Here is a 19499-nt window from a genome sequence, read left to right on the forward strand (position 1 = left end):
GAGATTGGCGGTGCAGCAGCAGACGCCATCGCGAGCAGGCTCACTCCTACACTTGAAATGCGTTCCCCTGTAGGAGTGAGCCTGCTCGCGATGAGGCCGGCACGCTCACCCACTGATCAGAGAATCATTTTTTCTTCAGGCAATCACTCATGAATGTCTTGCGCGCATCGCCGGTCAGGGCTTTGGTTTTCGCGTCGGCGTTGCAGGTTTTCATTTTTTCCTGCTGCGGGGTCAGGGTCTTGGCGTCGTTGGCGGCCGGCGCGGCCTTGAGGCAGGTGCTCATGAAAGTCTTGCGCTCATCGCCCTTGAGGCTCTTGGCGGTAGCGTCGGCATTGCAGGTGGTCATTTTGTTCTGTTGCGCCGTGGCGGCGAAACCCTGGGAACACAGGAGCAGACCGATCATCAACAAAGGGACACGCAACATCTTCATGGAGTTTTCTCCTTGTCGCCGCACCGATGGATGCGGCCTCCGCTGAAGTGTAGCCAAATCTTGTTACACCTTCCTGCCTTCCAGGTGGCTGCGACGATACTGCTCCGGCGTGCACCCCGCCTGCCGGGCAAACATGGCAATGAACGCCGAGCCGCTGCTGTAACCCAGGTCGAAGGCGATCTCCTGCACGCTCCGGGTACTTTCCAGTGCCTCGATCGCTGCCAGATAACGCAGGCGCTGGCGCCATTCGCCGAAACTCATCCCCAGCTCGCGCACAAACTGCCGGGCCAGCGTGCGCTCGCTGACGTGCACCTGCGCCGCCCAGTGCGCCAGCGGCTGATTGCTCCCGGGGTCGGCCTGCAGCGCGTCGAGGATCGCCAGCAACCCGGGATGGCTCGCATACGGCAGATAGCATTCATGCACCGGCGCCTGTTGCAACTGATCGACCAGCACCTGGGCCAGGCGCTGGTCGGCAGCGAGTTCGGGGATTTTCACGTCACGGGCGGCGAAGTCCTTGAGAATCGCCTTGAGGATGTCGCTGATCGCCAGCGTGCAGGCCCGTGCCGGCAGATCGACACAGACCTTGGGATCGAGGCACACCGCGCGATAATTGACCGGCTGGTGGCTGTAGAAACTGTGCTCGACCTGCGGCGGCACCCACACCGCATATTGCGGCGGCGACATGAAGCGGCTGCCGTCGACGTCCATGTGCAGCACACCGTGGGCCGCATACTCCAGCGTGCCCCACGGATGACGGTGCGGCGCGGCGTATTCATGGGTGTTGAAGTCGGCGTAGCGGAAGTACACCGCTGACGGCAGTTCGCTGAAATCCAGCAGATCGATGTGTTTACTGTTCATGCTGTCCGGTTTCAGAGGCAGGTTGTCTGGTTCGCAGTATAGGGCTGCATCCAGACAGGGGATAATCACCGTTCATCAACGTTCTGGTTTTAACCCATGCAATACGCGTTTCCCCTGCTGGCGATTTTCATCTGGGCCGGCAATACCGTGATCAACAAACTGGCCGTCGGGGCGATCTTCCCCGCCGAGATCGGTTTCTACCGCTGGCTACTGGCCGGCCTGCTGTTCACCCCCTTCATGCTCAAGGCAGTGATCGCGCACTGGCCGCAGATTCGCCCGAACCTGGGCAAGATCTTCATCCTCGGCGTGCTGGGCATGGCGGTCTATCAAAGCCTGGCCTACTTCGCCGCGACCCTGACCACAGCAACCAACATGGGCATCATTCTGTCGCTGATGCCGCTGATGTCCCTGGCCATGGCGATCATCAGCCTCGGCCAGCGCCTGACCGCCGGTGCATTGTTCGGCGCGGTGCTGTCGTTCGCCGGCGTACTGGTGGTGGTGTCGTCCGGCAGCCTCGGCGCCTTGCTGCAACACGGGGTGAACATGGGCGATGCGATGATGTTGATCGCCACCCTGGCCTATGCGATCTACAGCACCTTGCTGAAAAAATGGCAGTTGCGCCTGCCGCCGCTGGTGTTGCTGTACCTGCAGGTGCTGGTGGCGATTGTGGTGCTGTTTCCGCTGTATGCCGCGTCGCCGAAAACCGGCCTGACCCTGCAGAATATTCCGCTGGTGTTGTATGCGTGCCTGCTGGCGTCGATGCTCGCGCCGCTGGCGTGGATGCAGGCTGTGCAGCGCCTGGGACCGAGCCGCACGACGTTGTTTTTCAACCTGCTGCCGCTGATTACCGCGCTGATTGCCGCGGTGGTGTTGAAGGAAGAGTTGGCGATGTATCACCTGGTCGGTGGTCTGCTGACGTTGGGCGGGGTGATTCTTTCCGAGCGCTGGACCACGGTGTTGGGCCGCAAACTCAGCGTCGCTTGATCCTGCCTCTTCGCGAGCAGGCTCGCTCCCACATTCGACCGAGTTCCAACAGGTGGAATGCGGACAACTGTAGGAGCAGGATTGCTCCCAAAGGGGAACGCATTCCAAATGTGGGAGCGGGCTTGCTCGCGAAGAACGATAACGCGGTGTAACTGACCTTCACACGCCGGCAGCCTTGAGCCGCGCCGCATGCTCGACAAACAACCGCACCGGGTCCGCACCCTTGCCCACCAGCCCCAGCGACTGGTTGACGATGTCGAAGTGATCCAGCGGATAGTCGTCGCCAATCACCGTGCCCAGGTGCGAGCTGTACCGCCCGACCATCCCGTCACACTGCCCTGGCTCGCGCACGAAGGTTTTCGCGAACAGCCGACAACTGCGGTTGGTGCCATCAAACAGGTTGCCGCCGCGATCGGTCTTGCCGGGTTGCAACGTGCCCGACCACGAGTAATACCGCACGCCGTTGACCTCTTCCGGCCCGTGTCCGCCCCAGTTCTCGGGCAGGCCCTGTGGATAACGCTGATTGAACAGCGCCACACCCTCGTGGGTCAGCGATTGGTGCGAAGCGTGGATATCGACCGGCAGTTTCGGCCCGTGGTAACCGGTTTCCAGCACCGCCATCAGCCAGCCGACAAAACGCAGCAGGGCCTCAAGCAGGCGACCCTTGGCGCTGTCCGCCGGGTAGTGTTTTTGCAGATAGTCAGCCAGTTCCGAACCGTGATTGGGCCCGGCCACCGAGGTCACCGACGCGACCAGATCCGGTCGCCTGGCAGCGGCATAACGGGCGGTCAACGAACCCTGACTGTGGCCGAACAGATTGACCTTGGCCGCGCCGGTCTCGCGCAGAATCTCGTCGATCCGCGCCAGCAACTGCTCGCCGCGCACTTCGGTGGAATGCAGCGGCGACACCTGCACCGCGATCACCGTCGCACCACCGCGGCGCAACGCCTTGATGATCCCGTACCAGTACGGGTACAGCAGCAGCCGGATAAAGCCGAGCATGCCCGGCACCAGCACCAATGGATAACGTGTCGCCGTACCTTGTGACATGGGCAAACATCCTTGTGGTCGCTGAGTGGATGCCAGACGTGCAAAACGCCCGCCAAGCATCCTCCTCGATGATGACAACGCCACGACCAGCCTACTTCAGCCCCACCACCCCCGCCACAATCAGCCCCACCGATAGCAGTTTGACCAGGGTCAGGCTTTCGCCGAGCAGGGCAAAACCGAGAAACACCGTGCCCAACGAGCCGATCGCCGTCCAGATCGGGTAGGCGACGCTCACCGGCAACTCGCGCATCGCCAACGTCAGGAAGCAGATCCCGCCAATCGCCGCCGCCACAGTGATCAATGACGGCCACAAGCGGGTGAAGCCTTCGGCGTACTTCATGCTCATGGCGAACGTGACTTCGAACCCGGCGGCGATCAGCAGTAACAGCCAGGCCATCTAGAACACCAGGGCGAGGTCGAGCAAACACTGCTCGGCCTCGGCCACCGACACCGCGAAGGTGCGTTCCGCCGACTCTTCACCCTCGGCCGCGACCACGCTGACGTCGTTGATGCCGACAAACCCCAGCGCGGTGCGCAGCCACGGATCGGCGTGATTCAGTGCTTCCAGTTCACCGCCGGGGCCGAAACCGGACCCGCCGCGACTGGTGACGATCAGTGCTTTCTTGCCTTGCAGCAGCGGTGTGTACTGGGCCACGCCGTTGTCGAGGGTGTGATCGAAGGTCAGGCCCAGGCGCACGATCTGATCGACCCAGGCCTTGAGGCCACTGGGCACGCTGAAGTTGTACATCGGCGTGGAAATCAGCAGCAGGTCATGCTCGAACAACTCGCCGACCAGTTGATCGCTGAGCGCCAGATCCGCCTGCATCGACAACGGCCGCGCTTGCGGTTGCGGGTAGAACGCCGCCGCCACGAATGCCTCGTTGACTGCCGGAATGAGTGCCCGTCCGACTTCGCGACGGGTGACCTGCGCCTGTGGGTGGCGCACTTGCCAGGCACTGAGGAAGCTTTCCGCCAGGCGCCGTGAGTGTGAACGGTCACCGCGTGGGCTGGCATGAATCGCAAGAATCTTGCTCATCTGAAACTCCTTGAGACTAGACTTGAGTGGTGTGTAGCGCCAGATTGCTGGCAGATCAGCACAGCCTCAAATGAGTAAAAATCAGTCTGGATGAATCTATTTCATCCATGGAGTTTTCAAATGTTCGCTTCGTTGCCGCTGACCGCCTTGCGCGCCTTCGAGTCCGCCTCGCGCCTGCTGAGTTTCAAGGCTGCCGCTGAAGAGTTGTCGGTCACGCCCACGGCCATTTCCCATCAGATCCGTTCGCTGGAAGACTGGCTCGGCGTGGCGCTGTTCGAACGCTTGCCGCGTCAGGTGCGCCTGACCGAGGGCGGTGAGCGGCTGTTTCGCAGCCTGCACGGCGCACTGCTGGAAGTCGCGCAGAGCGTCGACACCCTGCGCCCGCACCGCAGCGGCAGCAGCCTGACGCTGTCGACCACCGCCGCGTTTGCCGCGTTGTGGCTGGTGCCGCGCCTCGGGCGTTTTTATGCACAACACCCGAACATCAACGTGCGGCTCGACACCCACTGCGAAGTCATCGACCTGCATCAGGACGCCAGCGTCGATCTGGTGCTGCGCTACAGCCTCGACGACTACCCCACTCTCTACGGCTTGTGCCTGTTCGATGAGTCGTTCGGCGTATATGGCTCGCCGGAGCAGGTGGCGCTGGCCGCCCGGCGCACGCCGGCGCTGATCAGCGTGCGGTGGCACAACTCAAAGCTATATGCCCATGGCTGGGAGGCGTGGTGCGCCAAATCCGGCGAACACTGGCTCAAGCAGCAACCGGCGGTCCGAGAATACGACGAGGAGCATTACGCCCTGCAAGCAGCGATTGCCGGGCAAGGCCTGGTGCTGGCGAGCAATATTCTGGTCTCGCAAAGCGTCGCCAGTGGCTTGCTGGTGCCGTACAAGGGCCAGGCGCAGGTCGATGGCGCGGGCTATAGCGCACTGTGCGTGCCGGGGCGCGAGCGGCATCCGCCGGTGCGGGCATTTTTTGCCTGGTTGCGTGAGGAAGCGCAGTTGTCCGGGCTGACGCCAAGGTCGCCCGAAATCTCATAAAACTTTTTGCATCGCGCATGACTCACAACTTGGGTACGCGATCACGCCTGTAGAGCGTGGCGCCCATTGGATTAGCCTCCTGGAGATCGAAATGAGCGATGACCTGCATTTGTCTGATGTACAAACCCTGCGCGCACGCGCACGGCAACACGTCGAGAACGGCGCGGTAACCGAGAGCTACAGCGCCAACCGCGAGGAAGTGCTGCGCTTGCTCAATGAATCGCTGGCCACCGAGCTTGTCTGCGTACTGCGTTACAAGCGTCACTACTTCATGGCTAACGGCCTGAAGGCCAATGTGGCGGCTGACGAATTCCTCGAACACGCCACCCAGGAAGCGCAACACGCCGACCGTCTGGCCGAGCGCATCGTGCAACTGGGCGGTGAGCCGGAGTTCAACCCGGACCTGCTGTCAAAAATGTCCCATGCCCAGTACGTGGCCGGGAACACCTTGAAGGAAATGGTCTACGAAGACCTGGTGGCGGAGCGGATTGCGATCGACAGCTACCGCGAGATCATTCAGTACATCGGCGAAAAAGACCCGACCACCCGACGCATCTTCGAAGACATCCTGGCGCAGGAAGAAGAGCATGCCGATGACATGGCCGACATTCTGAAAGACCTGTAAGCCATTCAAAACCGCCTTCGCGAGCAAGCCCGCTCCCACCCTCGGCCGTATTTATCCAGATGAAATACGGTCGAGGGTGGGAGCGGGCTTGCTCGCGAAGCGGCCCTGTCAGTCACCGATCACTTTGTAGGCTTGACGGTGACGGGCGCCTTGCCCGCCTTCATCTGTTGCAGCAACGGCGCACACTGATTCGGCTCACCACCACTCGGCGCCACCAGCGCCAGCAGCCCCGCCGCCGGCGCAGCGATCACGCCTAACGCGACCATTCCCGCCCCGCGCAACAACAGCGGCACCGCCTTCACCCCAGCATCGGGCTTGATGAACTTGCCGCGCACGTACAACGGCGAGCGCAGCGAAATCAAACGCCAGCCCTTGGATTCCGGGGTCACGGTCAGGTCCAGTTGCTCGGTGGCCATATTCGCCGTGCCGTCGATATAGATGATCGCGTTCTCGGTATCGAAGACAAACAGGCGTGTGGTCGCCAGGCCAGTCTTGATGTCGAAATCCGCTGCGGCGCAATTGATCTTCACTTCCTTGTCGCCAAAGATCTTGCCGACCACGTAGTTGCCGACGTTGAGCCCCGCCAGTTCCATCAGCTCACGGCTGATCGCACCGTCGTTGATCAGCATCTTCAGGTTGCCGTTGGCACCGCCCAGCAGTTGGGCGACGGAGTTGCCGCGACCGCTGATGTCGGCATCGCCATTGAGCTCACCGAAGCTGGTTTTCATCGGTTCGAAGGTCGGGAACAACTGCTTGAGCTTGAAGCCGCGCGCGGTCAGTCTGGCCCGGCCCTCCAGCGGCTCGGTACGGCCGTTGAGGCGAATCTGCGCATCCAGATTGCCGCCGGCCACGCCAAAGCGCAGCGGCTCGAGGCTGAGTTCGCCATCGTTGAGTTTCAGGTGGGTGTAAAGGTCAGTGAACGGCAGTTTTTCGCTGTGCACGATGCGCTTGCCGGTGAACTCGACGTCGGCGTCCATCGCGCGCCAGCGGTCGGTCTTGAACTCCTCGACCGGCAGCACCTTGTCCGTCGGCTGTTTGCTCTCGCCACCGCGGGCCTTTTGCTTGTCGTTGGAGTCGGCACCGATCAGCGGCGCGAGGTCAGCGAACAGCAGTTGATTGGACAGCAACGCACCGCTGAGTTTTGGCCGTGGCTGGCTGGCGACGTAGGTCAGGTCACCGTGAATGTCACTGCCGCCGATCTTGCCGTTGAACTGCTCATAGGTGAATCTGGCACCTGCGGCGTCATGCAATTTGGCGATCAAGTGACCGTCGGTGGAATACGGCGGCGTGTCCGGCAGCGTCACCCCGGTCAGCGGATAGAGGTTGCCGAGGCTGGCGCCGGCCAGTTTCAGACGTAGATCGAGGGCGCCGAGGTTGAGCGGGTCAGTCAGGGTGCCGGCCAGTTCAATGCTGGTGGCACCGATCTTCGCCTGGGCCTGCAGCGGGAACGGTTTGTTCGCGTCCTGCAGCGCCAACAGCCCGCCGATCTTGCCCTGGCCGGTGAGATTCTGACCGTGGTACTGACCTTTGACCTTCAGCGCAAAGGCATAGTCCTGTGGCGCGGCACCCTTGTCCTGCGCGGTCTTCGCGGCCTTGTCACCGACAATCTCGCTGAACGGAATCGGCTTGCCCAGCGGATCGATCACCACGTCCAGATTGGTCTTCAGCGTCTGGTCGTCCAGCGTGACGTGGCCCTTGTCGAAGCCAATTGCACCGATGTCCACCACCCAACTGGACGGCTCGGCATTCGGGTCCTTCGGATCGAACTTGAACGTCCAGTTGGCGCGGCCATCGGCCAGGCGTTGCAGTTGCGCGTTGGGCTCGGTCAGGTCGATGCGCGGGATCGTCACTCGCTGCGCCAGCAGTGCCAGTGGCGAGATACGCAGTTCCACGCGCTTGAGCGTGACCATCTGCGGCTGCCTGGACCAATCGGGATTGCCCAGCGTCAAGTCTTCAGCCACCACGTGCGGCCATGGCACCCAGGCCCGCCAGCCACCTTCGTCCGGCTCGCGCTGCCAGAGCACCGCGAGGTTGCCATTGATGGCAAACGGTCGATGCAGTTCTTCCGAGACTTTGGCGTTGAGCGGCGGTTTGATCCGGTTCCAATCGAAGAACACGATGATCAGAACCATCATTGCCAGCAGCAGTACGAGAGTGGCGAAGGTCCAACTGAAGATTTTTCCGGTGCGCGTCATGCACAAGACTCCTGATGACGACCGCACGCCGACTTCGCGACGCACAGCTGAAACGGCGGGCCAAAGCGGCCCTCATGAAATCTACGACTGACAAACAGTGCGCAGGTTTAATCGGAATATAGATTCCAGGACAAAAAATCGCCCGAATGCTGACCGAATGGTCGAACAGCGTTACCGCCACCCGCACATTTGCGAGGCGCGAGTGAGTGGAAAATACCCACTGCGGTGCAAAACCACCGTCCGCAAACGCCCGAGCTAGAGCGCCTCGGCAGAACAATCAATTCTGTTGATTATTACCATTGCGTTTATGAACTTTTATATCGACTTATCGAGAGTAGCATTGGCTTCGTACCCACTTTATCGCCCTCCCAAGGAGCAACCCATCATGAAACGCCAATTACTGCTCAGCCTTACCCTGTCGATGCTAGCCAGCGCTGCTTTCGCCCTGCCCGCTGCCGATCAGGCTACCCCACAAGTGAAATCGAACCACTCGGTGTTCAGCCAGACTGTTGCTGCTGACGGTGGCGACCGCACTCCTCAAGGTCAGACCCTGGCTGAAAACGGCCGTAATCGCCTGGAAGAAAAAGGCCTGGTACAAGATGGCTACGACAAGACGCCACAAGGTCAAGCTGTAGCAGAAGGTGGCCGTGATCGCCTCGAAGAGAAAGGCCTGGTTCAGGACGGCTATGACAAGACTCCACAAGGTCAGGCCCTGGCTTCCGACGGCTACGACAAAACCCCACAAGGTCAGACCCTGGCTTCCGACGGCTACGACAAAACCCCACAAGGTCAAACGCTGGCCGAAGGTGGTGGTGACCGCGTGATCGAACGCAACAGCGCCTTGAGCTAAGCCCGTGGCGGCCTGGAAAAAAGCCCAATCAGCCGATTGGGCTTTTGACTTTTTAAGCCCCGGCCCATCGCAAAACCGTATTTCCCCTCGCTGACGCTCCCCTGCCGTTCGACGCCGACAAAGCCGATTTGCTAGAGTGCGGCGCTTGTCCCGCTCAAGAAAACGCCATTGCGATGCTGCCCCGCGCCGAACAGAAACAACAGACCCGCAATGCCCTGATGGACGCTGCCCGCCATTTGATGGAAAGCGGCCGAGGATTCGGCAGCCTGAGCCTGCGCGAAGTGACCAAGACCGCCGGCATCGTGCCCACCGGTTTCTATCGGCACTTTGCCGACATGGACGAGCTGGGCCTGGTGTTGGTCAGTGAAGTCGGCCAGACCTTCCGCGAGACCATCCGCCTGGTGCGCCACAACGAATTCGTCATGGGCGGCATCATCGATGCCTCGGTGCGGATCTTTCTCGACGTGGTCAGCGCCAACCGCTCGCAGTTCCTCTTTCTCGCTCGCGAGCAGTACGGCGGCTCGCTGCCGGTGCGCCAGGCGATTGGCCGTCTGCGCGAGAACATCAGCGCCGACCTCGCGGCCGACCTGACGCTGATGCCCAAGCTGCAACATCTGGACGCTGCCGGCCTGAGCGTGATGGCCGACCTGATCGTCAAATCGGTGTTCGCCACCCTGCCGGACATCATCGACCCGCCCGCCGAAGCCCTGCCGGAACATCTGACGCCACAGGCGAAGATCACCCAGCAACTGCGCTTCATCTTTATCGGCCTCAAGCACTGGCAAGGGCTGGGCAGCACCGAGTAATCCCCTCTTTCTTTTTCAGACACAACTCAGATCCCCTGTGAGAGCGGGCTTGCTCGCGAAAGCGTCCGTTCAGTCAGCCATGAATTGACTGCAAGAGCGCTTTCGCGAGCAAGCCCGCTACCACATTGGTTATGTGTCGAAGCTCACATTTGGTGCATGTAAAAATCTTCACGCACCAAAATCTTCCAAAATTCTGCAACATCTTGAAACATCCACTACGCTCCGACAGGGATTTCCTACATCTCGTCCGGTTGGCAAGCCCCTTGCTCTAGCCCTCCCTACAAGTCCATTGCTGGAAGCTTTCCGATGCTGGTGATTCATCGCAGAATCGACCCTCAACCTGTCTGGTCCGCTGAGTTGCACCTGACCTTCGAAGCGCGTAGCAAAAGCCGTCTGCGCTGTTTCAGTGCCGATGGCGAAGACGTCGGGTTGTTTCTGGAGCGCGGTCAGCCGCCGTTATATGACGGCGAATGCCTGCAGGCCGAGGACGGCCGCATCGTTCGCGTCTGCGCCCGCCCCGAACAACTGCTGCACGTCACCTGTGCCAATGCCTTCGAACTGACCCGCGCCGCCTATCACTTGGGCAACCGCCACGTTGCGCTGCAAGTGGGCGATGGCTGGCTGCGCCTGCTCGACGACTATGTGCTCAAGGCCATGCTTGAACAGCTCGGCGCGCAGGTCGAGGCGATTGAAGCGCCGTTCCAGCCAGAACACGGCGCCTACGGCGGTGGCCATCACCATTCGCGGCACGGCGACGAAGACTTCAACTACGCGCCCAAACTCCATCAGTTCGGCGTACGCCTGTGAATCCGGCCTGGGCGCTGCTGCGCCTGGCCAGTCCGCAATTGCCGATTGGCGGCTACAGCTATTCGCAAGGCCTGGAAATGGCGGTGGATAACGGCCGCGTGAACAACCCGGAAAGCGCCCGCCGCTGGATCAGCGATCAGTTGCGGCTCAACCTTGCCCGTTTCGAAGCGCCGCTGTTGCTCGCCCATTGTCAGGCGGCGGCCGAGGAAAACTGGGATGAACTGCTGCGCATCTGCGAAACCCACCGCGCCAGCCGCGAGACCCGCGAGTTGCATCTGGAGAGCCGGCAGATGGGTTACTCGTTGCAGCAATTGCTCAACGGTTTGCCGGAACTCGACGCACCGGCCAGGACCTTTCTCGAACGATGCGCCGAGCCGCATCTGGCCCTCGGCTGGGCACTCGCCGCTCGCGCCTGGGGCATCAGCCCGCAGGACGCCCTCGCGGCGTGGCTGTGGAGCTGGCTGGAAAACCAGCTCGCCGTCTTGATGAAAACCCTGCCGCTGGGCCAGCAAGCCGCCCAGCGCTTGACCAGCGAACTGCTGCCACTGCTGCAACAGACGCAGCAGGACGCCACCCGCATCAATCCCGAACACCTGGGCAGCGCCGCGTTTGGCCTGTCCCTGGCGTGCATGGCGCATGAGCGCCAGTACAGCCGCCTGTTCCGTTCCTAGGGCCTGTCATCTTGGAGAAGCACATGAACACACAACCCCTGCGCGTCGGCATCGGCGGTCCGGTCGGTTCCGGCAAGACCGCATTGACCCTGGCCCTGTGCCTGGCGCTGCGCGAACGCTACAACCTGGCCGTCGTCACCAACGACATCTACACCCGCGAAGACGCCGATTTTCTGGTGCGCAACGAAGCGCTGGCACCTGAACGGATCATCGGCGTGGAAACCGGTGGCTGCCCGCACACGGCGATTCGTGAAGACGCCTCGATCAACCTCGAGGCGGTCGACCAACTGAACCGGCGCTTTCCGGGGCTGGACCTGATTCTGGTGGAGTCCGGCGGCGACAACCTGTCGGCAACGTTCAGCCCGGAATTGTCTGACCTGACCATCTACGTGATCGACGTCTCGGCCGGCGACAAACTCCCGCGCAAAGGTGGGCCCGGTATCTGCAAGTCGGACTTGCTGGTGATCAACAAAATTGACTTGGCGCCGCTGGTCGGCGCTTCGCTGGTAATGATGGATAGCGACACCAAGCGCATGCGCAACGGCAAGCCATTTGTCTTCAGTAACCAGAAAACCGGCCAGGGCCTGGACGAGATCATCGCCTTCATCGAGCGCCAGGGCCTGCTGAACGCCGCCTGACTTATTGACCAACAAGGAAGCTTATCCATGACACTCAAACGCATTCTCGGCGCCGTGGCGCTGCTGCTGACCCCGGCACTGGCCTTCGCCCACCCGGGCCACGGCGACAGCGGTCTGGTCGCCGGTATCAGCCACCCGATCGGCGGCCTCGACCACTTGCTGGCGATGGTCGCGGTCGGCCTGTGGGCGGCGCAGCAGCAAGGGGCCGCGCGCTGGGCGCTGCCGTGCACGTTTGTCGGCACTATGCTGATCGGCGGGATGCTCGGGTTCGAAGGGCTGGAGCTGCCGGCGCTGGAAAGCGGGATCGCCGCGTCCGTGCTGGCGCTGGGTCTGGCGGTGGCGCTGGCCGTGCGTCCGCCGCTGGTGATCGCGGTGGCCGCAACGGCGCTGTTTGCGTTGTTCCATGGTGTGGCGCATGGCCTGGAGTTGCCGGACATGACCAGCCCTTGGGCGTATGCCGCCGGTTTCGTGGCTGCGACTGCTGCGTTGCATGCGGCGGGTTATGCGGTTGTTCGCGTCCTGCCACAGGCTGCCGCGCCGCTGGTGCGACTGGCGGGTGCGGCTTCGGCAGTGACTGGCGCGTGGTTGCTGGCCGGTTGATCTCTATCGCCTGAACTGCCCCTTCGCAAGCAAGCCCGCTCTCACAGGTTTTGTGTACGCTGCAAATCCACTGTGGGAGCGGGCTTGCTCGCGAAGGCGGACTGACAGACACCCGTCTCATCAGGCCGCCGCTCTGCTACCATGTCGCGCAATCGCCCCAGCCGTGACGACGTCCGCCAATGCCCCATGCTTCCCGCTCCACCTCCCTGCCTGAATTGACCGCCCTGTTCAGCGACGTGCAACAGCACTTTCTGAACGTGATCGTGCCGCTCTGGCAAGGCCCGGGCTGGAACGCCGACATGGCGCTGCCTTACGAAGCACTGGACGCCGCCCACCAGCCGCTGTTGCCACAACGCTATCGAGCGATGGCCTGCGCACGGCAGCTGTATCTGTTTTCCAGCCTGATCGGGGTTGTGGATAACGCCGATGTGCGCGCCGCCGCACTGTTCCGCTCGCTGCAACGGCACTTCCACGATGCCGAGCACGGTGGCTGGTTCTACAGCATCGATGCGCAGGGCCAGCCGCTGGATCAACGCAAAGACCTCTACACCCACGCCTTCATCCTGTTCGCCTGCGCACATTACTGGGCCAAGTCCGGCGAGCCACTGGTGGAATCCACGCTCAACGCCGCACTGGAAGTTATCGCCCAACGCTTTGCCACCGGCGATGGCTTGTACGAAGCATGCCTGGACCGCGACTGGAGCAGCCTGCAAACCGGCCCGTTGCAAAACCCGCTGATGCACCTGGCCGAAGCATTCCTCGCCACCCTCGCCGTGCGCGAAGATGCGCAGACGCAGCAAGCATTGGTCGAGTTATGCACAGCCATGCACAAACACTTCGTCGACCCGCAAGACAACGTGCTGATGGAGAAACCGCTGGGCGCTGTGGATAACTGGTACGAACCGGGCCATCAGTTCGAATGGTATTTCCTGCTGGAATCGTCGCCATTGCTGCGCGGCTCGAAACTGCACGCGGCGCTGGACCGGGCATTCGCTTTCACCGAACAGTTCGGCGTTGAACAGCCTTCAGGTGCGGTGCGGGCGATGCTCGATCTGCAACTGGATGGACGGCCGAAGGATTCGACCCAGCGCATCTGGGCTCAGGCGGAATACCTGCGTGCACTGACATTGCGCCCGGGCAGCGAAGCTACGGTGCTGTGCCAGTTGCAAGCGCTGCAGCAGCGGTTTCTGCATGCGGGCGGGTGGCATGAGTGCCGGGATGAGCAGGGTGAAGTCAGCCGCAAGGACATGCCGTCGACGACGCCTTATCACTTGGCGACGTGCTACAGCGGGCTGGCCGACTATCTGCGTTGATTGACAGACAGCTTTCGCGGGCAGGCTCGCTCCCACAGTTGACCTGTGCTGTTCACAAATATTGTGTCCGGCACAATTCCAGTGTGGGAGCGAGCCTGCTCGCGAATAGCCATTACACGGTCTCTAGGCAATCCACTTCTTGTCGCCGGTAAAGCTGATGGTCAACCATCGCGCCGCATCCGGCTCGCCCAACTGCGCCGAAATCTCCTCACGCAGCGTATCCAGCTGACCCACGCTGCTCAGCGCATAATCGGCCGGCAACACCACATGAATCTCGATGAATCGCGCCCGCCCGTGCTTCTGCACGTAGGTCACGTAATCGTCGAAACCATGCTCGACCTTCGCCGCCTCCATCACCTGCCGCACCTGGTCATCCAGCGTGTCCGGGGCAATGCCCAGTACATCGCGCAGCGCCGGGCCAAGGATCTTGAATGCCGGTGGCAACATGGTCAGGGCCAGCACGATCAGGATCAGCGGGTCGACAAACTTTGCCCACTCCTCAAAGCCCTGAGCCTTGAGCAACAGCGCCGCGAGAAAACTGATCAACAGGCCGACCGACAGCATCGCGTCCACCAGCCAACTGATGTTGTCGAACTGGATCAGGCTGGACTTGAGTTTGCGATTGCGTCGACGCACGTAGAAGAAGTAGGCGAATTCAACGACGGTGAACACCGCCGCATAAATGATCACCAGCCCCAGTTCGATCTCGCGGCCACCGTTGATGATGCCGAACACACCGTTGAGAAACGCATAGATGGCGATCAACAGCAGGAAACTGCCCTCGATCAGCAACACCATCGGCTCCAGATGCCAGAAGCCGAACTGGAAGCGATGATTGCTCTCTTTGGCGATCAGCCTGGCGGTGATCAGCATCAGTACTTTGATGAAGGTGGCGATCAGCGAGAAAAAACCATCGAAAAGGATGGATTGCGAACCAGAAATAAAACCGGTGACGATCCCGGCGATCGACACCGCGAACATCAGGATGGTCGATTGTTTGAGCAGCGCCTGCTCACCTCGGTTACTCACGTAGCCTCCTCTAAAAACCCTTGAACCGCGGGGCGCGGTGGGGTTTATCGGAGATGAGTTTACCTTATTGCCCTATTTTGGCTGATTTGCCCCCTTCGCGAGCAGGCTCGCTCCCACACAGGAATGCATTGCAAAGTGGGAGCGAGCCTGCTCGCGAATGGCCTCAACCCGGTCTCAGGCCTTGTTACGCTCGATGGCAAACCCGGCCCAGGTCTGGCTCACCGGCATCAGCTCGAGGCTGTTGATATTGATGTGCGCCGGCGCATTCATCACCCAGAAGATGGTCTCGGCGATGTCCTGCGGCTGGATCGGCTCGGCCCCGGCGTAAGTGGCGTTGTAACGCTCCTGGTCACCGGCAAAACGCACCAGCGAGAACTCGCTTTCGCACAGACCCGGCTCGATGTTGCTGACGCGCACGCCAGTGCCTTGCAGGTCGCAACGCAGGTTCAGCGAAAACTGTTTAACGAACGCCTTGGTCGCGCCATACACGTGGCTGCCCGGGTAAGGATAGTTACCGGCGATGGAGCCGAGGTTGACGATGGCGGCACCGCGACCATGCGCGATCAGACGCGGCAGCAGCAGACGGGTGCTGTACATCAGGCCTTTGACGTTGGTGTCGACCATGGTGTCCCAGTCGTCGAGGTCGCACTTGGGCGCCGGATCGACGCCCAGCGCCAGCCCGGCGTTGTTGATCAGGCCACGCAGCTTGGCGAAGGATGGCGGCAGATTGGCGATTGCCTCTTCCATCGCCTTGCGATCACGCACATCAAGCACCAGGCCATGCACTTCGGTCTGCTTCGACAACTCGGCGCACAGAGCGCTGAGGCGTTCTTCACGACGGCCGGTCAGCACCAGTTTCCAGCCAGCCTCGGCAAAACGGCGGGCACAGGCTTCACCAAATCCGGACGTCGCGCCGGTGATAAACAGGGTGTTGGACATCGTGTTCTCCTTGCTTCGGCCGCCGGGGCAGCCCCTGGAATAGAAAATCAGCAGGCAGCATGCCCGCCCGCGCTTTCACGGGCAACACCCACAAGCTGTACAAAAAACAACCAACCCTGCCAAACCTATAGCGACCGTGGCCTGTAGCCATGTGCGCGCACCTTATCCACAGTCCCTTCCACAGTTTCCGGGGGCAAGTGGAAACGCGCAAAGCCACGCCACACAAGGCTTTGCGCGGGAAATAGAAAGTTTTTTGCTTGACCCTGAAGCGGCAGTTGTGCCGGGCATGGCATTTTGCACGACCGACCAGTCACCTCAGTGATTGCGCGAGGCCAGTAATTACGGCCCTCAGCGCGGTCTTTCCAGAGTTTAGTCACAGACTTATCCACAGGCTTGCTCACATGGAATCGTCTGTCTGGTCGCGAGTATAAAAAGGTTGACAACGACGGCTTCAGCTCCAGTAAAAACGCCTGATCAAAAAACACTCACCGCCCTGCAAGCCACGTTTCAAAAGGGCTGCAGCCAGCTACTCCCACGTTATTCACAGCCAGTTCCACAGCAAACGGGGACAAGTCAAAACTGTGGAAAAACAGCCATTTGCAGCGTCTATATGTCGCGCTTTGGCAGCTTCGGGAATTTGTTTTCCACAATTCTGAAAAATGGCGAAGATCAGAACTTGCGGTGAGTTTGAGATGTAAAAAGCCCCGGGACTTTCGTCGCGGGGCTTGTGGACAACTCAAGAAGCGTCAGTGCCCGCCCAGATAGGCGTTGCGCACCTCCTCGTTCACCAGCAGTTCCTTGCCGGTACCGGTCAGGCGAATCTCGCCGTTGACCATCACATACGCGCGATCCGACAGCTTCAACGCATGGTTGGCGTTCTGTTCGACCAGAAAGATCGTCATCCCGGTTTTCGCCAGTTCGCGCAGCGTTGCGAAGATCTGCTTCACCACGATCGGCGCCAGGCCCAGGCTCGGTTCATCGAGCAGCAACAGCTTTGGCCGACTCATCAATGCCCGGGCAATGGCAAGCATCTGCTGCTCGCCGCCGGACATGGTCATCGCCCGCTGAGTGCGGCGCTCTTCGAGCCGCGGGAACAGCGTGAACATGCGCTGCATGTCCTCCTTGGCATACTTGTCACCAATCGGGATGGTGCCCATCAGCAGGTTTTCCTCGACGGTCATGTCGGGGAACACCCGCCGCCCTTCAGGCGACTGCGCAATGCCGTTGGAGGCGATGTAGTGCGATGACTTGTGGGTAATGTCGACGCCTTGATAAAGGATCTGCCCGCCCGCGGCCCGTGGCTGGCCGAAGATCGACATCAGCAGCGTGGATTTGCCCGCGCCGTTGGAACCGATCAGGCTCACGGTCTCCCCTTCGTTGATCTGCAGCGATACGCCCTTGAGGGCCTGGATCGGACCGTAGAACACGTCGAGGTCTTTGAGTTCGAGGATCGGTCGGGTCATACCAGCTCCTCTTCGTCGGCGCCCAGGTAGGCGGCAATCACTTTCGGATCGTGACGGATTTGCTCGGGGCCGCCCTCGGCGATGACAACGCCGTGATCCAGCACCACGATGTGGTCGGAAATGCTCATTACCATGCCCATGTCGTGTTCGATCAGCACCACGGTCAGATCGTGCTCGTCGCGCAGCAGCCGGATCATCGCGCTCAGCGCTTCGGTTTCCTGAGGGTTGAGGCCGGCGGCCGGTTCGTCGAGGCAGATGATCTGCGGTCGCGTGCACATGGCCCGGGCAATTTCCAGACGGCGTTGCTGGCCGTAGGACAGCTCACCGGCCAGGCGGTTGGCGCAGTCCACCAGATCCACCACTTCCAGCCAGTAGAACGCGCAATCCAGCGCGTCGCTTTCGGCCTTGCGATAGCCCTTGGTGTTGAGGATGCCGGCCAGCATGTTGCGGTTGACCCACATGTGCTGGGCCACCAGCAGGTTTTCCAGCACCGACATTTCCTTGAACAGGCGAATGTTCTGGAACGTCCGGGCCAGGCCAGCACGGTTCACCAGGTGCGTACCGCCGAACATCTTGTAGTACAGGCGACTGAGGAAGGATTTCGGCGAAACGAAATCGGTCGGTTTGAACGACTCGCCCAACAGTTTGATGACGTTGGTCTGCTGGCCGCGCACGTTGAGTTCGATCTTGCCGCCAGAGGCCTTGTAGAAGCCGGTCAGGCAGTTGAACACGGTGGTCTTGCCTGCGCCGTTGGGGCCGATCAGGGCGAAGATCGAGTTGCGTTTGACCTTGAGGCTGACATCGCTCAGGGCCTTGATGCCACCGAAGTGCATCATCAGTTTTTCCACAGAGAGTACGACTTCACTCATGGCGCAGTCCTCTCATAGTGAATGGCACCTTTGCGTGGAGTGACCCCGGTACGGCTGATGCGGATCAGCCCGCGTGGTCGCCAGATCATCATCAACACCATCAGGATGCCGAACAGCAGCACGCGGTATTCAGCGAAGCCGCGCAGCAGTTCCGGGGCAACGGTCAGCACGAACGCCGCGATCACCACGCCGATGGTCGAACCCATACCGCCGAGCACGACGATGGCGAGGATCAGCGCCGATTCGAAGAAGGTGAACGAGGTCGGGTTGACGAAGCCTTGATAGGTGGCGAAGAACACCCCGGCCAGACCGGCTGTCGATGCTCCAATAGTGAACGCCGAGAGTTTGACCAGCACGTGATTGAGGCCCATCGAGCGACAGGCGATTTCGTCTTCACGCAAAGCTTCCCAGGCGCGGCCTACCGGCATCTTCACCAGACGATGCTTGATGTACAGCACAGCCAGCACCACCAGGAACAACACCGCGTAAATGAAGTAATACTTCACGTCCGGGTTGTAGGCGATGCCGAAGAACTCGTGAAACGGCACCCCGCCATCCTTCGCCCGCTTGCCGAACTCCAGACCAAAGAACGTCGGCAGCGGCGCCGGCATGCCGTTCGGGCCACCGGTCAGCGACAGCCAGTTGTTGAGGATCAGGCGAATGATTTCACCGAAGCCCAGGGTCACGATCGCCAGATAGTCACCGTGAAGACGCAACACCGGGAAACCGAGGATGCAGCCGGCAAGACCTGCGGTGATCGCCGCCAGTGGCAGCACGGTCCAGAAGCCCAGCCCGAGGTATTGATAACCCAGCGCCAGACCGTAGGCACCGATGGCGTAGAACGCCACATAACCGAGGTCGAGCAGACCAGCGAGGCCGACCACGATATTGAGCCCCAGCCCCAGCAGCACGTAGATCAGCCCGAGGATGACCACGCCCAACAGATAGGAGTTGGAAACAAACGGCACGATGACCGCAAGCACAATCAGTAACGGGATAATCCAGCGCAGCGAGGACTTGTGATCGGCAGGCAGCACATGCACACCGGAACCGGTGCTCTCGAATCCGTCGAGAATCTTCAGGCCTCTGGGCGTTTGCAGGAACAGGCTGAGGGCAAAGCGGCCAATCATGACAATGCCGATGATCCAGGCCACGCGGGTCGGTTGGAGGTTGAAGCTGTAACCCTCGAGCACCACGCCGACAATCGGGCCAAAGACGATCAGGGCAATGAGGCCGGCAAGAATCGCCTCAACCAGGCTTTTTTTGATATCGATGTTTTTTTGAGTGGTTGAAGACAT

The 19499-nt window shown here is 60.9% G+C and carries 21 protein-coding genes; 10 read left to right on the forward strand and 11 right to left on the reverse strand.

Features of this window, described 5'->3' with window-relative positions; translation table 11 throughout:
- Positions 1–124: 124 nt before the first annotated feature.
- Both U862_RS0118620 and U862_RS0118625 read right to left on the reverse strand, forming a co-directional pair.
- Entirely contained in the window at positions 125–430 is a 306-nt protein-coding gene (locus U862_RS0118620; RefSeq protein WP_025111807.1) for a PsiF family protein, read from the reverse strand.
- 63 nt (positions 431–493) lie between these two features.
- Entirely contained in the window at positions 494–1288 is a 795-nt protein-coding gene (locus U862_RS0118625) for a helix-turn-helix transcriptional regulator (protein ID WP_025111808.1), read from the reverse strand.
- 96 nt (positions 1289–1384) lie between these two features.
- Between U862_RS0118625 and U862_RS0118630 the strand changes: the two genes are divergently transcribed.
- Positions 1385–2272: a DMT family transporter gene (locus U862_RS0118630; RefSeq protein WP_025111809.1), complete on the forward strand. Its 888-nt coding sequence runs from the start codon at positions 1385–1387 to the stop codon at positions 2270–2272.
- Positions 2273–2431: 159 nt separating this feature from the next.
- Here the strand turns inward: U862_RS0118630 and U862_RS0118635 are convergent, their stop codons facing one another.
- From U862_RS0118635 to U862_RS0118645, 3 genes are all read right to left on the reverse strand, one after another.
- Positions 2432–3322 (reverse strand): triacylglycerol lipase, encoded by an 891-nt coding sequence (locus U862_RS0118635; protein WP_025111810.1) that lies wholly within the window; start codon positions 3320–3322, stop codon positions 2432–2434.
- 91 nt (positions 3323–3413) lie between these two features.
- Entirely contained in the window at positions 3414–3719 is a 306-nt protein-coding gene (locus U862_RS0118640) for a multidrug efflux SMR transporter (RefSeq protein WP_025111811.1), read from the reverse strand.
- Positions 3720–4358 (reverse strand): FMN-dependent NADH-azoreductase, encoded by a 639-nt coding sequence (locus U862_RS0118645; RefSeq protein ID WP_025111812.1) that lies wholly within the window; start codon positions 4356–4358, stop codon positions 3720–3722.
- Between the two features lie 120 nt (positions 4359–4478).
- Here U862_RS0118645 and U862_RS0118650 point away from each other — a divergent pair, with 120 nt between their 5' ends.
- Together U862_RS0118650 and U862_RS0118655 are read left to right on the forward strand one after the other, a co-directional pair.
- Positions 4479–5396, forward strand: a complete 918-nt coding sequence (locus tag U862_RS0118650) for a LysR substrate-binding domain-containing protein (RefSeq protein ID WP_025111813.1) — start codon at positions 4479–4481, stop codon at positions 5394–5396.
- Between the two features lie 91 nt (positions 5397–5487).
- Positions 5488–6021, forward strand: a complete 534-nt coding sequence (locus U862_RS0118655) for a bacterioferritin (RefSeq protein WP_025111814.1) — start codon at positions 5488–5490, stop codon at positions 6019–6021.
- A 119-nt stretch (positions 6022–6140) separates the two neighbouring features.
- Here U862_RS0118655 and U862_RS0118660 read toward each other — a convergent pair whose 3' ends face one another.
- Positions 6141–8216 carry an AsmA family protein gene (locus tag U862_RS0118660; protein ID WP_025111815.1) on the reverse strand — a complete coding sequence of 692 codons (2076 nt, stop codon included), beginning with the start codon at positions 8214–8216 and terminating at the stop codon, positions 6141–6143.
- Positions 8217–8601: 385 nt separating this feature from the next.
- On the opposite strand from U862_RS0118660, the gene U862_RS0118665 reads away from it, so the two are divergent.
- The 7 genes from U862_RS0118665 to U862_RS0118695 all read left to right on the forward strand — a co-directional run bounded on the left by U862_RS0118665 (position 8602) and on the right by U862_RS0118695 (position 13901).
- On the forward strand, positions 8602–9066 hold the full coding sequence (locus U862_RS0118665) for a hypothetical protein (RefSeq protein ID WP_025111816.1): 465 nt from the start codon (positions 8602–8604) through the stop codon (positions 9064–9066).
- Positions 9067–9239: 173 nt separating this feature from the next.
- Positions 9240–9872 carry a TetR family transcriptional regulator gene (locus U862_RS0118670; RefSeq protein ID WP_025111817.1) on the forward strand — a complete coding sequence of 211 codons (633 nt, stop codon included), beginning with the start codon at positions 9240–9242 and terminating at the stop codon, positions 9870–9872.
- 306 nt (positions 9873–10178) lie between these two features.
- Positions 10179–10679 carry an urease accessory protein UreE gene (gene ureE / locus U862_RS0118675; protein WP_025111818.1) on the forward strand — a complete coding sequence of 167 codons (501 nt, stop codon included), beginning with the start codon at positions 10179–10181 and terminating at the stop codon, positions 10677–10679.
- The gene (locus U862_RS0118680; RefSeq protein WP_025111819.1) at positions 10676–11350 is read left to right on the forward strand and encodes an urease accessory protein UreF; all 675 of its coding nucleotides are present in this window, start codon (positions 10676–10678) and stop codon (positions 11348–11350) included. Before ureE ends, U862_RS0118680 begins: the two co-directional genes overlap by 4 nt.
- 23 nt (positions 11351–11373) lie before the next feature.
- Positions 11374–11988 (forward strand): urease accessory protein UreG, encoded by a 615-nt coding sequence (gene ureG / locus U862_RS0118685; protein WP_025111820.1) that lies wholly within the window; start codon positions 11374–11376, stop codon positions 11986–11988.
- Positions 11989–12015: 27 nt separating this feature from the next.
- Positions 12016–12588, forward strand: a complete 573-nt coding sequence (locus tag U862_RS0118690; protein ID WP_025111821.1) for a HupE/UreJ family protein — start codon at positions 12016–12018, stop codon at positions 12586–12588.
- 179 nt (positions 12589–12767) lie between these two features.
- A complete protein-coding gene (locus U862_RS0118695) occupies positions 12768–13901 on the forward strand; it encodes an AGE family epimerase/isomerase (protein WP_025111822.1) in 1134 nt (377 codons plus the stop codon).
- A gap of 123 nt (positions 13902–14024) precedes the next feature.
- On the opposite strand, the gene U862_RS0118700 is transcribed toward U862_RS0118695, so the two are convergent.
- The 5 genes from U862_RS0118700 to livM form a co-directional block, all read right to left on the reverse strand.
- The gene (locus U862_RS0118700; RefSeq protein ID WP_025111823.1) at positions 14025–14930 is read right to left on the reverse strand and encodes a cation diffusion facilitator family transporter; all 906 of its coding nucleotides are present in this window, start codon (positions 14928–14930) and stop codon (positions 14025–14027) included.
- Positions 14931–15104: 174 nt separating this feature from the next.
- Positions 15105–15869, reverse strand: coding sequence for an SDR family oxidoreductase (locus U862_RS0118705; RefSeq protein WP_025111824.1), 765 nt, complete (start codon positions 15867–15869; stop codon positions 15105–15107).
- A 746-nt stretch (positions 15870–16615) separates the two neighbouring features.
- Positions 16616–17332 (reverse strand): ABC transporter ATP-binding protein, encoded by a 717-nt coding sequence (locus tag U862_RS0118710; RefSeq protein ID WP_025111825.1) that lies wholly within the window; start codon positions 17330–17332, stop codon positions 16616–16618.
- Positions 17329–18201 (reverse strand): ABC transporter ATP-binding protein, encoded by an 873-nt coding sequence (locus U862_RS0118715; protein WP_025111826.1) that lies wholly within the window; start codon positions 18199–18201, stop codon positions 17329–17331. Before U862_RS0118715 ends, U862_RS0118710 begins: the two co-directional genes overlap by 4 nt.
- On the reverse strand, positions 18198–19499 hold the full coding sequence (gene livM, locus U862_RS0118720) for a high-affinity branched-chain amino acid ABC transporter permease LivM (protein WP_025111827.1): 1302 nt from the start codon (positions 19497–19499) through the stop codon (positions 18198–18200). The genes U862_RS0118715 and livM overlap by 4 nt, the downstream gene beginning before the upstream one ends.

It is taken from the genome of Pseudomonas sp. H1h (assembly GCF_000633255.1).
Taxonomy (GTDB): domain Bacteria; phylum Pseudomonadota; class Gammaproteobacteria; order Pseudomonadales; family Pseudomonadaceae; genus Aquipseudomonas.

Bases quoted from the DNA above. Each gene is read 5' to 3' on its own strand.
- livM (WP_025111827.1), bottom strand. From the start codon at position 19,499: ATGTCTTCAACCACTCAAAAAAACATCGATATCAAAAAAAGCCTGGTT.
- U862_RS0118635 (WP_025111810.1), bottom strand. From the start codon at position 3,322: ATGTCACAAGGTACGGCGACACGTTATCCATTGGTGCTGGTGCCGGGC.
- U862_RS0118625 (WP_025111808.1), bottom strand. From the start codon at position 1,288: ATGAACAGTAAACACATCGATCTGCTGGATTTCAGCGAACTGCCGTCA.
- U862_RS0118640 (WP_025111811.1), bottom strand. From the start codon at position 3,719: ATGGCCTGGCTGTTACTGCTGATCGCCGCCGGGTTCGAAGTCACGTTC.
- U862_RS0118630 (WP_025111809.1), top strand. From the start codon at position 1,385: ATGCAATACGCGTTTCCCCTGCTGGCGATTTTCATCTGGGCCGGCAAT.
- U862_RS0118690 (WP_025111821.1), top strand. From the start codon at position 12,016: ATGACACTCAAACGCATTCTCGGCGCCGTGGCGCTGCTGCTGACCCCG.
- U862_RS0118620 (WP_025111807.1), bottom strand. From the start codon at position 430: ATGAAGATGTTGCGTGTCCCTTTGTTGATGATCGGTCTGCTCCTGTGT.
- U862_RS0118665 (WP_025111816.1), top strand. From the start codon at position 8,602: ATGAAACGCCAATTACTGCTCAGCCTTACCCTGTCGATGCTAGCCAGC.
- U862_RS0118645 (WP_025111812.1), bottom strand. From the start codon at position 4,358: ATGAGCAAGATTCTTGCGATTCATGCCAGCCCACGCGGTGACCGTTCA.
- U862_RS0118710 (WP_025111825.1), bottom strand. From the start codon at position 17,332: ATGACCCGACCGATCCTCGAACTCAAAGACCTCGACGTGTTCTACGGT.
- U862_RS0118695 (WP_025111822.1), top strand. From the start codon at position 12,768: ATGCCCCATGCTTCCCGCTCCACCTCCCTGCCTGAATTGACCGCCCTG.
- U862_RS0118650 (WP_025111813.1), top strand. From the start codon at position 4,479: ATGTTCGCTTCGTTGCCGCTGACCGCCTTGCGCGCCTTCGAGTCCGCC.
- U862_RS0118660 (WP_025111815.1), bottom strand. From the start codon at position 8,216: ATGACGCGCACCGGAAAAATCTTCAGTTGGACCTTCGCCACTCTCGTA.
- U862_RS0118705 (WP_025111824.1), bottom strand. From the start codon at position 15,869: ATGTCCAACACCCTGTTTATCACCGGCGCGACGTCCGGATTTGGTGAA.
- U862_RS0118715 (WP_025111826.1), bottom strand. From the start codon at position 18,201: ATGAGTGAAGTCGTACTCTCTGTGGAAAAACTGATGATGCACTTCGGT.
- U862_RS0118655 (WP_025111814.1), top strand. From the start codon at position 5,488: ATGAGCGATGACCTGCATTTGTCTGATGTACAAACCCTGCGCGCACGC.
- ureG (WP_025111820.1), top strand. From the start codon at position 11,374: ATGAACACACAACCCCTGCGCGTCGGCATCGGCGGTCCGGTCGGTTCC.
- ureE (WP_025111818.1), top strand. From the start codon at position 10,179: ATGCTGGTGATTCATCGCAGAATCGACCCTCAACCTGTCTGGTCCGCT.
- U862_RS0118670 (WP_025111817.1), top strand. From the start codon at position 9,240: ATGCTGCCCCGCGCCGAACAGAAACAACAGACCCGCAATGCCCTGATG.